This is a genomic window from Colwellia sp. SU-HH00943 (assembly GCF_057546125.1).
On record NZ_BAAJLW010000001.1, the window covers coordinates 962,269 to 974,486 of the forward strand.

Consider the following 12,218-nt stretch of genomic DNA (forward strand, 5'->3'; position numbering starts at 1 on the left):
TTAAAGGATGTAGACGAAGACAAATAGTAAAACCCACACCACATCAACAAAATGCCAGTACCAACTTGCCGCTTGAAAGGCAAAGTGATTATCTGGGGTAAAATGCCCCTTCAACACCCTAAAAAACATCACAATCAGCATAATACAGCCGAGTGTTACATGCATACCGTGAAAACCCGTCAACATATAAAACGTATTACCGTAAATACCACTGGTTAAATACAGCTGCATTTCTTCAGAATAGCCATGCGCATACTCTTGTACTTGAAAGTACATAAAAGTAACACCTAGAAGTATCGTAATACCTAACCAAACTTTTAGTTGCGGTCGTTTATTTTGCTCTAACGCTACATGAGCAAAATGCGCGGTAATTGATGACGTTAATAATAAAATGGTATTAAGTAATGGTAGACCATACCAACCCATAGCAGTTGTTTCAGTTCCATCAGGTGTCTTAATCAATGGCCAACTCGCGGTAAACTCTGGCCATAAAACTGCCGCCGTTTCAGCATTATTTCCAGCACCATCTAACCAAGGCACCGCAAAAACACGCGCATAAAAAAGCGCACCAAAGAAAGCCGCAAAAAACATCACTTCAGAAAAAATAAACCAACTCATGCCTTGTCTGAATGAGTTATCCATCTGGTGGCTATACTTACCAGACATAGATTCATTGATTACATTACTAAACCAACCAACAACCATATAAATAATCAGTGCAATACCCGCCAGTAATAAATAACCACCAAAACCACTGACATTATTTTTTATATCACTAACATAGTTTGCTGCGCCAACAGCAATCATAAAGAGTGCAATGGCACCAACAATTGGCCAGTGACTTTGCGCCGGCACATAATAACTTTCGTATTCTTTTGTTGTCATTCTTGTTTCCTCTTTCTTATCAAGAGATTTATTAAGCGTTAGGCTTTAACTACGAATCAACTTTTTCGCTAATGTCATACAAAGTATATGACAAAGTTAGTGTAGTAATTTCAGGTGGTAACTCTCTGTCCACATAAAATTGCAGCCCCATTTCAACGTCTTCACCAGCTTGCAATGGTTGTTGGGTAAAACAAAAACATTCTATTTTTTGAAAATAATTTGCAGCTAACCCTGGTGACACTGATGGTACTGCTTGCCCAACAATTTCACGCTTCGATTCATTTTTTGCATAAAAATTAACAAATTTCATTTCTCCCGGATGAACCTCAATCTCATTTATTGTCGGTTCAAATTGCCAAGGAACTCCCTTAGCATTACGGGTAATAAACTGCACTTTAACGGTACGAGACATATCTATGCCATCATCATTATAAGTGGCAGCTGAAGTATTTGTTTTACCATTCAAGCCAGTAATATCACAAAACACGTCATATAAAGGTACTAAAGCAAAACCAAATCCAAACATAGCAAAGACTACAAGCACGAGTTTTTTCGTCACGCGTGTGTTGTCTTGTGCTTTCACTACTTGATTAGTCTCTTGCTCTGTACCTTTTTCCATGATTAATCAACCTTCGGTGGTGTACTAAACGTGTGATACGGTGCTGGACTTGCTACAGTCCACTCTAAACCTTCAGCACCTTCCCATGGTTTAGCAGGTGCTTTCTCTCCACCTTTAATACACTTGATAACCACCGCTAAGAAAATTAACTGTGATAAACCAAAAGCAAAACCACCAATACTGACCCATTTATTAAAGTCTGCGAACTGTAAAGCATAGTCAGGAATACGACGTGGCATACCGGCTAGCCCTAAGAAATGCATAGGGAAGAACAATAAATTCACTGAAATTAACGAACACCAAAAGTGCCATTTTGACAATGTTTCACTGTACATGTGACCTGTCCATTTTGGCAGCCAATAGTATGCACCCGCATAAATAGAGAATAGCGAGCCTGTTACCAGTACATAGTGAAAATGCGCTACAACAAAGTAAGTATCGTGATATTGAAAATCAACCGGTGTTAACGCCAACATCAATCCAGAAAAACCACCAATAGTGAATAAGATGACAAAAGCTATAGAGAACATCATCGGCATTTCAAAGGTCATTGAACCACGCCACATCGTTGCAACCCAGTTAAAAACCTTCACGCCAGTTGGCACCGCAATGAGCATAGTGCAATACATGAAGAATAACTCCCCAAATAGCGGCATACCTGTGGTAAACATATGGTGCGCCCAAACAATAAACGATAATAATGCAATAGACGCTGTGGCATACACCATCGAGCTATAACCAAATAGCTTTTTACGTGCAAATGCCGGAATGATTGTTGAAACAATGCCAAAAGCCGGCAATATCATAATGTAAACTTCGGGGTGACCAAAGAACCAAAATATATGTTGGAACATCACTGGATCACCACCACCTGCGGCATCGAAAAAGCTGGTACCGAAATAAGTATCAGTTAAAAGCATGGTGACCACACCGGCTAGCACCGGCATTACGGCAATCAATAAATAAGCTGTGATGAAAAAGGTCCACACAAACAAAGGCATCTTCATGTAGGTCATGCCAGGAGCACGTAAATTCATGATAGTAACAACAATGTTGATAGCCCCCATGATTGAAGAAATACCCATGATATGCACTGCAAAAACAAAGAATGCGGTACTACCATTAGAATAGGTGGTTGATAACGGTGCGTAAAATGTCCAACCATAGTTTGGTGCACCACTTTCCATAAAGAAAGAAGAAAGTAGGATGGCAAATGCAAACGGAAGTATCCAAAAACTCCAGTTATTCATACGTGGTAATGCCATATCTGGAGCACCTATCATCATAGGTAGCATCCAGTTTGCAAAACCAGTGAACGCTGGCATTATCGCGCCAAAGACCATGATCAAACCATGAACTGTAGTTAACTGATTAAAAAAGTCAGGCTCAACTATTTGTAAACCAGGCTGAAATAGCTCAGCACGGATCACCATAGCTAGTGCACCGCCTACTAAGAGCATAATAAAAGAGAACCATAAATATAACGTACCTATATCTTTATGGTTGGTGGTATATAACCAACGTTTTAAACCTGTCATTTTGTGGTCATGATGATCATCGTTATGCGCGTCATCAAGCGATTCATTTATCGTATCTGTTGTCATGTTTTACTCCCCGCTTGCCGCTTTAACATCTGAACTTTGAACTAAATCACCCGTATCATTTCCCCAAGCATTACGCTCGTAGGTAACAACAGCAGCGACTTCAGCTAAACTCAACTGTTTACCAAATGGTGGCATCATGCCTTTACCATCTTGTATTAACTTAATATGCTCAGCGATACTGCCTTGCGTAGCAACAGGGCTTCCTTTAAGTGCAGGGAATGTTGGTGGTAATCCTAAACCTGTCGGTTGATGACATGCCGCACAATGAGCCATATAGATTGACTCTCCAAGTTCCATCAATTCTTCTTTTGACATTGATGCGCTTAACGAGGCTTTCTCTGCATCAGCTGCTTGTGCAACTAACGCTTTTTGCTCATTAATCCATAGTGCGTAATCTTCTTCAGATTTAACTTCAACAACAATAGGCATGTAGCCGTGATCTTTACCACATAGCTCAGCACATTGACCGCGATAAATGCCTGGCACATCAACTTTAGTCCATGCTTCATTTATAAAGCCTGGGTTAGCATCTTGTTTCACTGCAAAAGCAGGAACCCACCAAGAGTGAATAACATCATCAGAAGTAATTAAAAAACGTACTTTTTTGTTCACTGGAATAACGAGCGGTTTATCTACTTCAAGTAAGTAATTTTCATTCTTACTTGAGCCCGTACCACCAAAGGTACCGTTTTGATTTTCATATTCTTCACGTGGTGTTGATAATACTGAAAAATACTCAATATCTTGATCAAAGTACTTATAATGCCACTTCCATTGAGAACCCGTTACTTGCACGGTAATATCAGAATTGTCATTATTTTCCATATCAATCAATGTACTGGTAGCCGGAACGGCCATGGCTATAAGAATAATGATAGGAATTGCGGTCCAAAGTATTTCAACTTTTGTACTTTCATGAAAATCTGCAGCTTTAGCGCCTTTTGATTTACGATGAAACACCATTGACCAGAACATGGCACCAAACACTATGACACCAATAGCAGTACAAATATAAAGTGCAAGCATGTGTAAGTCATACACTTCTTTACTAACTGCTGTAACCCCTTTAGTCAGATTTAACTGTGAATCTGCCCAAGCTGTACAAGAAAGCAGACTACCAAACCAAAGTCCCCCTCCCAACAACCAACGTTGGATACTTCTTTTCACTCAACCTCTCCTCTATTATTACCCATTCAAGGTGAAGAACAGTGTCAGGACTTTTCCTCGCTTAAAACAGGATATAAAAAATAGAAAACAGAAATGCAGTTTTGTACATCACAACTCATCAAACTGATTATCTGTTAATTTTGTTATTATATTTTTAGTAAATTAACTGACGCCGAGCTGTAATTTCTTTAGCTAAAGATAGACTTACTATGAAATTTAGTTACCGAAAGCACGCTAACGTCTTATTGTTTTTATACAGTTATTTTTTGTTCGATTACTGCTCTAGAATCACTCAAAACTTGATCTAGGTCAAACAATATTTTGCGTATAAAAAAATAAACACTAGTAATTTCAATAGAGTAAGAACTCTAAGCTTAAGCTTAAGCCCTACAGGGATAGGATGTGACAATTTGACACAGGTAAAATAATAAATTTTCACTTTTGATCAAATAACAACCAAACTATGGTTATTTGTTATACAGAGAAGAGATGAGATTTAACAAAGGAAAGTTAAGCGACGAATTATTTTATCACCGTCGCTCATTTATAGACTTGTTGTAAAAAGATAAACTTTAACGCAATATTTCTAATAATTACATCCAGCTACCGTTACGGATAATGCCAACAGCGATGCCTTCAATATTGAATTCTTGGCAAGTAAGATCAACTTTTATCGGAGAGAATGCTTCATTTTCAGCATGTAAATAAACAACATTCCCTTCACGTTTAAAACGTTTCACCGTCACATCATTTTCAACACGGGCAACCACAACTTGGCCATTTTGCACATCAGTCGTTTGGTGAACGGCTAATAAGTCACCATCTAATATACCGATATCCTGCATACTTTCACCATTAACTCGCAGTAAATAATCCGCTGCAGGATGGAATAAATTACCATCCATTTGATAATGATCTTCAACATGTTCTTCCGCTAAAATTGGCTCACCCGCAGCAACTCGACCAATCAAAGGCAAGCCCTCTTCTTCGATCAATTCCTCAGCTAATCGAATGCCTCGCGACGTGCCTGGCAGCATTTCAATATAACCTTTTTTAGCTAAAGCTTTTAAATGCTCTTCAGCAGCATTAGCTGATTTAAAACCAAAAAATTCTGCAATTTCAGCACGTGTAGGCGGCATACCCGTATCATTAATCGCTTCTTTGATCAGATCAAAAATCTGTTGTTGGCGATTCGTTAAAGGCTTCAGTTCGTTTATAGCTGACATATGCTTTTCCTTTCTCGGCAAAGTCCTGTATTTATTTACAACTGTTAGTATATACAGCCTTTTAAGAAACGCAAGAGTTTACTAGTAAGTATTAAAATCAAAAATTATTTCATAATATGCTTCATAATGATCACTTGGCGAATAACGCCATTGAGAAAGAGCTTTTACTGCCGAACTTTTCAACTCACGTCCAACGTTACTAGAAACCACATTAATTCCCTGAACTTCTCCACTAGGCGATACTCGATAACGTAATCGAATCTCACCTGCTTCATTTTCTCTCCTCGCTTTTACTGAAAACTTAGGCATAACTTTAAACATCGGTTCAAGTAATAGCTTTGGCTCTTTTATTTTAGCAATGCTAATAAACTGAATTTCCGGCCTGCTTATTTGTAATGTTGTATTCTCATTTGTAAAACTGGGTATTCGAGGAGGTGTTGCTTGAGGCGTTTCCTTGTCTAGAGGTTGAGGTGTCGGTGGTAAAGGTTTTCTTACATGGATAACTTCTTCAGTAGTTTCATCTTGTTTATCTTTCTTTACATTTACGGTATGAGTTGTGTTTACTTGATTACGGTATGACTGAGGCTCAGTTGCAAGTTGGCCGATTATAGCCAAAATACCAAAGGAAGCACTACCACCTAAAAGAATAATAGATATCCACTTTGTAAAACTAAATTTCTGATCTCGACTTTTAGTATTTAAGTGCATACTCACAGAAGGAGCACTAATTTCACTTTTTCTTTGTTGATAAAGCTGTGAAACTTCTTTATCAAACTTCTCTTCGCTCATAACTTAGATCCTAAAGCGGCTTTTATATGTTTACGTGCATAACGCAATCGGCTTTTAACCGTTTCGAAATTTTCATCCACTAATTGGCATATCTCTATTACTGAAAACCCTTCCTGCTGAAAAATAAAGGCTTCCTTTTGATAAAAAGGTAATTGTTTTATTGCCTCATTAAAACTGCTAAGTCGATCTTGCTCCGAGAGTGAATGTTCTAATTGTTCAATTTCCAACAATTCATCCGTTAACTCTTGCCATTGCCACTTCTGTTGCCGACGAAGTTCATCAATTAAGGTATTTCGCGCAATGGTAAATAGCCAACTTTTCACATTAGTATATTGACTTGCCTTATTAGCATTCATAACCTTAAGCCAAGTTGATTGCAGAACATCTTCAGCAACCTCTTTATCAGATAATGACAATAAATAATGATAAATTGATACATTAAATTGCTCTACTAGCAAGGTTAGAAAGTGGCTATTACCAGTAGAGTAATATTGACTCAATAATTTTTCAGGGCTAATAGTAGGGTTTAACCAGCCCTTAATCATTGACGGTAACTTCAAATACACACCTTAAATACTTTTCGACATATTAAAGTCTAGTTGTACGGTAAAGTTATACTGTGCTACTTGTTTACCATCAACTGATTTAGCACGATATTTCCATTTTTTTAGAGCTCGCTTTGCTTCTTTATCAAAAATACGCTTAGGTTCAGAGTCTAAAACTTTAATATTCACAACTTCACCAATGGCACTAATATCAAAAGCCAAAACCACCCAACCTTCAATTCCATTACGAACAGCGTCGATTGGATATTTTGGGTTAACCCTTACTATTGGCCTAGCTTCTCCATTAGATATATTATTCATTGGTGAAATTACAGTGTCTGTTTCTTCCATTTCAAAACCTGTAGATTGATAGTTTAAAACATTATCAAGTGTCGCCTCACTCAATTCCACCTTATTGCTAGGCATAACAGGAGGAGGTTTAGGTGGTTCTAATTGAGGCTTTGGCTTCTCTTCCACTTTTGAATCTTCTGGTGTTTGAAAAACTTCAACAACAGGAACTGCATCAGGTTCAATAAGATTTACCTGATCACTCGAAATTAAAAATGCCATAAAAGCGAATAATCCAAAAGTCGTTGTACTTGCTAACAAAATAATCGAAATTAATCTCTTCATAAATACCCCTCATTCGTAAGAATTAAACCGTACTCAAACAGCAAATTTTTAACTTGCTTATACAGTAAACGTAGACAAGATTAATTTGGGGTTAAATTTTTTATGAAATTTTTGCTTATTCAAGGCAGAAATAATAAGCCTAAAAAGTTTGAATACATTTCTAAACAATTTGAGTTATAAAAAGCACCTTAAATAAGTATTTTTTGTAGTAAGCTCTTTGCTTCTAGAAAAACGCCTGCAGTCCTGTTTGAGCACGCCCTAATATTAAGCCGTGAATATCATAAGTGCCTTCATAGGTGTTGACCGTTTCCAAATTTATCATATGTCGAATAACATGAAATTCATCCGCGATACCGTTACCACCATGCATATCACGAGACATGCGGGCAATATCTAAAGACTTGCCGCAGTTATTACGTTTTACTAATGAAATCATGGCCGGATCCCAAACACCAGTGTCAATAATACGGCCAACACGAAGTGATGCTTGTAAACCTAAAGCGATTTCAGTTTGCATATTGGCGAGTTTTGTTTGAAACAACTGTGTTTGCGCTAAAGGCCGCTTAAATTGCTTTCGATCTAAACCATACTGGCGAGCAGCATGCCAGCAGTATTCCGCAGCACCTAAAGCCCCCCAAGAGATACCATAACGTGCCATATTCAAACAACTAAATGGGCCTTTTAAGCCTCTCACATCTGGGAACATATTCTCTTCAGGCACAAAAACATTGTCCATCACTATTTCACCGGTGATCGATGAACGAAGAGACATTTTCCCTTCAATTTTAGGCGCAGTTAGCCCTGCCAAGCCTTTTTCTAAGATAAAACCACAAATTTGGTTATTTTCCGCTTCATTTTTTGCCCAAACTACAAACACATCAGCAATAGGCGAGTTGGTAATCCACATTTTAGTACCGTTTAATTGATACCCCCCCGATACTTTTTTCGCGCTTGTTTTCATACTTGCGGGATCTGAGCCTGAATCCGGCTCAGTTAAACCGAAACACCCTATGTATTCTCCTGTGGCAAGTTTGGGTAAATATTTCTCTTTTTGCTCATCAGTACCAAACTTATGAATAGGGTGCATTACTAACGAAGATTGCACACTCATGGCACTACGATAACCACTATCAACTCGCTCTACTTCACGAGCAACTAGCCCATAACTGACATAATTTATACCTGAACAATTATAACCATCAATGGTTGCGCCCAATAAGCCTACTTCACCAAACTTTCGCATAATATTGGCGTCGAAATGCTCTTCACGATTTGCCATTAGAATACCGGGCATCAGCTCTTCTTGGCAAAATGAATGCGCCATATCTTTAATCATTCGTTCATCTTCAGTTAACTGATCATGTAATAAAAGAATGTCATCCCAATTGCTTAATACTGAATTCGTCACGATTTACCCCTTATCTGCAATGTCACCTTTACTGACTTATTGAACCTAATGATAGCTCAAGCTGACATTTGACAATTTGATTGAAATTATGAAAATAGCCATTCATGAAATTATGATACTGAATACTGGTGTGCAACTAATAAAACTAGTAGTTAAATTATAAATAAGCTTATAATCCTGCCTGATTAAATTAACAATGTTTTCACAAGCAAGGATACACATGAAAAAAATATTATTTGTTTTACTTTCTATTTTTACGCTAGCAGCCTGTAAATCAACCCCAGTTTATAATGTGGAAAGTTCAACTGTTCCTGCTGGCATTTCTACAAAACAAGTAGAGAAGATAATTGTAAAAGCCCTAGTTCAAAAGGGTTGGAAAGTTCAAGATAAAAAAGAAGGTCATATTTTAGCTGAGCTAGTAATACGTACTCATACTGCAAAAATTGAGATAAATTTTGATACTAACCAGTACTCAATTCATTATATCGACAGTACAAACCTAAAATATAATATGCAAAAGAATACTATTCACAGAAACTACAATAATTGGATAATTAATATTGATAGATTAATCCAATCAGGCTTAATTGAAGAAAGTTATAAAGACTAACAATCTTTATCAGTGGCGATTGAAACCACGTAATCATCCCTGAATATAGTTTTGAGGCAATACTTCTCATGCAATCTCGCGGAAGATATAGCCAGTGAATTAAAAACTGAGGCGTTTACTAATTTAGTAACCGCCTCTTTTTCTGTCCATAACTGGTAGAAAGTTTCTTTGGGATGTTCCGCTTCATCAATGCGTAGTTGATCACTTTGACTAAAAAACGCTTCTGTTAGCCGCTTAACATTTCTTTGATTAACCAACTCTATATCAACACCAATAACTTCATCTAAGGCACAAAAACTAAACGCCACATACTGACCGCTATGGCTTAAAGAAAGTTTTTGAATAAGCTTGTTTTCTAGAAAAATGCCCGCGCTATTATGCTCTTGACAATATTTTACCGTGTAACACTTTGCTTCGTCCTCACTAAGACCTGCTACTTTCTTAATAATAAATCGAGAAAAAAAGAATTCGGCGTGTTTGTGCTTCCGCTTTGCAAATATTACGAGCTCTTCAGTACTTAAATAGTCTTCATATACAAGCTCAGCTTTATCAAGTGCGATAAGCTCAGCAACATAGAGTTGTCGATTCAACCTAGAAAATCTATTTAAATTGTACTTGATCATCATTACGCTAATCTATGGGCATTAGTTTGTAGAATAATAGGTACTTTGTTAAAGTATTGTAAAAAATAGCCTGACAAATTACGCTCCACACAATACCGAATAACAATGAAAGTTTATATAGATAATTTTAATGTCTGGCTACAAGGATTAGACACCCAACAAGAACTGACCTTATGGGCACAAGGCGATAAAAATCTGCCAGTAGAGTTTACTCCGCCAAAACCGCTATATTACCCCAAAGGTCAGCTAAGAAGACTGAGCCCATTTAGCAAAGTTGCTTTACATTGTTTGGATATCCCGCAAGCACTTACAATGAATTTACCGCTAATATTTGCATCACAGCATGGTGATTTAGCAAAAACGGTACAGCTGATAAAAGCCGCTGCCTTAGACGAAGATTTATCACCTACTCAATTTGCTTTATCTGTACACAATGCCACTTCAGGCTTATTTAGCATCAACACTGAAAATACAGCTGCTACCACTACCATTAGTGCCGGTAGCAATACCTTTTTAGAAGGCCTTGTGGAAGCCTCTATGCAATGCCAGAACAGCAACACACCTGTTATATATACCTTTTGTGACTTTGATGTTCCCAATGAATATCGTGAATTTGAACCACCTATGCCTGCGCGTTGTATCACCTTAATACTGACGAGTGAGCACACACATAATAGTTTAGCTGAAATCAACCTTTCTTTAGTGCCTTCCCAACGGACTAACAATCAACAAACCGACATTAGTGTTGAGTTTATTCGTCTACTTTATTTGCAAAATGATAGCTTGTTACAAAGTAAAAACTACCAAGTATCATTAGGCTTTAAGTAATGCACAAGATGAATTATTTATGGCGCGTGTTTGCCACAGGCCTTTGTTTTACAACATTTGGTATTGGGGCACTTGTTATTTCATCCATTATTTTTCCTTTACAAACGTTATTTATTCGCAATAAAACACAACGAAAAAAAGTCGCGAGATACACCATTCATCGTTCTTTCTTTATGTTTATTAGCTTGATGAAACTGCTTGGCGTCATGAATGTAAAGTTAAATAACATTGAAAAGCTCAAACATATACAAAGCCATATTGTCATTGCCAATCACCCTTCACTCATTGATGTAGTATTAATCATTGCCTACTTACCCAATGCTGATTGTGTAGTGAAATCTGAACTATTTAAGAACCCATTCCTAAGAGGCGTGGTAAAACGCGTAGGCTATATAGATAATACCAACGCCGAGCAATTATTTGAAGATTGCAATCAAAGCCTAGCATCTGGCTGCAACATTGTTGTTTTTCCAGAAGGAACCCGTAGTGTTGCTGGTAAACCACTCACATTTAAACGAGGTGCTGCAAATATTGCCGTACGCTGCCAAGCCAATTATCTTCCGATATTTATTTCTGTTGAACCAAGTACATTAACTAAAAAAGAATCATGGTATAATGTGCCAAATAAAAAATTTGTTATTACCCTCACACCACATGCTGAGATTGATAACAGCCACTATTTTAATCAAGCCAACCCATCATTGGCCGTGCGAGCATTAACTCGTGATACACAAGAGTATTTTAGTAAGGAACTAGGATTAAATGACTGATACAAAAACAGTGTTAAAAACGTTGATTATAGAAACACTAGATTTAGAAGATATATCTCCAGAAGATATTATTGATGACGAGCCTTTATTCGGAGAAGGCTTAGGTTTAGACTCTATAGATGCGCTAGAGCTAGGTTTGGCAATAAAGAAAACTTTCGATGTAAAAATTGAAGCAAACTCAGAAAAAACCAAAGAACACTTTTATTCTATAAACAACCTAGTTCAATTTATCGAACAACATTAGTATTGAGAACACCATGCAAAGTAAAGAAGAAATATTATCAATGTTAACCGAATTATTGGTTGATGAATTTGAAATTCCAGCGGAAGATATCACCTTAGAAGCGGAAATATATCAAGAATTAGATTTAGATAGTATTGATGCTGTTGATTTGGTCGTTCGATTACGTGAAATCACAGGTAAAAAAATAGCCCCTGAATCTTTCAAACAAGTACGTACCGTTGAAGATATTGTTAACGCGTTAGTTGCACTTTCTAAAGCAGCATAATT

15 protein-coding genes are annotated in these 12,218 nt (G+C 37.3%); 5 read left to right on the top strand and 10 right to left on the bottom strand.

Going from position 1 to position 12,218, the window contains the following annotated elements:
- The 9 genes from AC27GZ_RS04200 to AC27GZ_RS04240 form a co-directional block, all read right to left on the bottom strand.
- On the bottom strand, nucleotides 1-885 hold the full coding sequence (locus tag AC27GZ_RS04200; RefSeq protein ID WP_487093620.1) for a cytochrome c oxidase subunit 3: 885 nt from the start codon (nucleotides 883-885) through the stop codon (nucleotides 1-3).
- A gap of 49 nt (nucleotides 886-934) precedes the next feature.
- Complete coding sequence (locus AC27GZ_RS04205) at nucleotides 935-1,504, bottom strand: cytochrome c oxidase assembly protein (protein WP_487093621.1); 570 nt, start codon at nucleotides 1,502-1,504, stop codon at nucleotides 935-937.
- A gap of 2 nt (nucleotides 1,505-1,506) precedes the next feature.
- The gene (gene ctaD / locus AC27GZ_RS04210; protein ID WP_487093622.1) at nucleotides 1,507-3,108 is read right to left on the bottom strand and encodes a cytochrome c oxidase subunit I; all 1,602 of its coding nucleotides are present in this window, start codon (nucleotides 3,106-3,108) and stop codon (nucleotides 1,507-1,509) included.
- Between the two features lie 3 nt (nucleotides 3,109-3,111).
- Nucleotides 3,112-4,275, bottom strand: a complete 1,164-nt coding sequence (coxB, locus tag AC27GZ_RS04215) for a cytochrome c oxidase subunit II (RefSeq protein ID WP_487093623.1) — start codon at nucleotides 4,273-4,275, stop codon at nucleotides 3,112-3,114.
- Between the two features lie 593 nt (nucleotides 4,276-4,868).
- Nucleotides 4,869-5,483, bottom strand: coding sequence for a transcriptional repressor LexA (gene lexA, locus AC27GZ_RS04220; RefSeq protein ID WP_487093833.1), 615 nt, complete (start codon nucleotides 5,481-5,483; stop codon nucleotides 4,869-4,871).
- 99 nt (nucleotides 5,484-5,582) lie between these two features.
- Nucleotides 5,583-6,290, bottom strand: coding sequence for an energy transducer TonB (locus AC27GZ_RS04225; protein WP_487093624.1), 708 nt, complete (start codon nucleotides 6,288-6,290; stop codon nucleotides 5,583-5,585).
- Nucleotides 6,287-6,850, bottom strand: a complete 564-nt coding sequence (locus AC27GZ_RS04230; protein ID WP_487093625.1) for an RNA polymerase sigma factor — start codon at nucleotides 6,848-6,850, stop codon at nucleotides 6,287-6,289. Before AC27GZ_RS04230 ends, AC27GZ_RS04225 begins: the two co-directional genes overlap by 4 nt.
- Before the next feature lie 9 nt (nucleotides 6,851-6,859).
- The gene (locus AC27GZ_RS04235; RefSeq protein ID WP_487093626.1) at nucleotides 6,860-7,468 is read right to left on the bottom strand and encodes an energy transducer TonB; all 609 of its coding nucleotides are present in this window, start codon (nucleotides 7,466-7,468) and stop codon (nucleotides 6,860-6,862) included.
- Nucleotides 7,469-7,691: 223 nt separating this feature from the next.
- Complete coding sequence (locus AC27GZ_RS04240; RefSeq protein ID WP_487093627.1) at nucleotides 7,692-8,876, bottom strand: acyl-CoA dehydrogenase; 1,185 nt, start codon at nucleotides 8,874-8,876, stop codon at nucleotides 7,692-7,694.
- A 220-nt stretch (nucleotides 8,877-9,096) separates the two neighbouring features.
- Here AC27GZ_RS04240 and AC27GZ_RS04245 point away from each other — a divergent pair, with 220 nt between their 5' ends.
- The gene (locus tag AC27GZ_RS04245) at nucleotides 9,097-9,486 is read left to right on the top strand and encodes a putative periplasmic lipoprotein (RefSeq protein ID WP_487093628.1); all 390 of its coding nucleotides are present in this window, start codon (nucleotides 9,097-9,099) and stop codon (nucleotides 9,484-9,486) included.
- Here the strand turns inward: AC27GZ_RS04245 and AC27GZ_RS04250 are convergent.
- Nucleotides 9,483-10,112, bottom strand: coding sequence for a 4'-phosphopantetheinyl transferase family protein (locus AC27GZ_RS04250; protein WP_487093629.1), 630 nt, complete (start codon nucleotides 10,110-10,112; stop codon nucleotides 9,483-9,485). The two genes, AC27GZ_RS04245 and AC27GZ_RS04250, sit on opposite strands and share 4 nt — an antisense overlap.
- Nucleotides 10,113-10,214: 102 nt before the next feature.
- On the opposite strand from AC27GZ_RS04250, the gene AC27GZ_RS04255 reads away from it, so the two are divergent.
- Genes AC27GZ_RS04255 through AC27GZ_RS04270 form a run of 4 tightly spaced genes read left to right on the top strand, consistent with a single transcriptional unit; the run spans nucleotide 10,215 to nucleotide 12,216 of the window.
- Nucleotides 10,215-10,937, top strand: a complete 723-nt coding sequence (locus tag AC27GZ_RS04255; protein WP_487093630.1) for a beta-ketoacyl synthase chain length factor — start codon at nucleotides 10,215-10,217, stop codon at nucleotides 10,935-10,937.
- A complete protein-coding gene (locus tag AC27GZ_RS04260) occupies nucleotides 10,937-11,707 on the top strand; it encodes a lysophospholipid acyltransferase family protein (protein WP_487093631.1) in 771 nt (256 codons plus the stop codon). The genes AC27GZ_RS04255 and AC27GZ_RS04260 overlap by 1 nt, the downstream gene beginning before the upstream one ends.
- Nucleotides 11,700-11,951 carry a phosphopantetheine-binding protein gene (locus AC27GZ_RS04265; protein WP_487093632.1) on the top strand — a complete coding sequence of 84 codons (252 nt, stop codon included), beginning with the start codon at nucleotides 11,700-11,702 and terminating at the stop codon, nucleotides 11,949-11,951. The genes AC27GZ_RS04260 and AC27GZ_RS04265 overlap by 8 nt, the downstream gene beginning before the upstream one ends.
- Nucleotides 11,952-11,964: 13 nt before the next feature.
- A complete protein-coding gene (locus AC27GZ_RS04270; protein ID WP_487093633.1) occupies nucleotides 11,965-12,216 on the top strand; it encodes an acyl carrier protein in 252 nt (83 codons plus the stop codon).
- Nucleotides 12,217-12,218 lie beyond the last annotated feature (2 nt).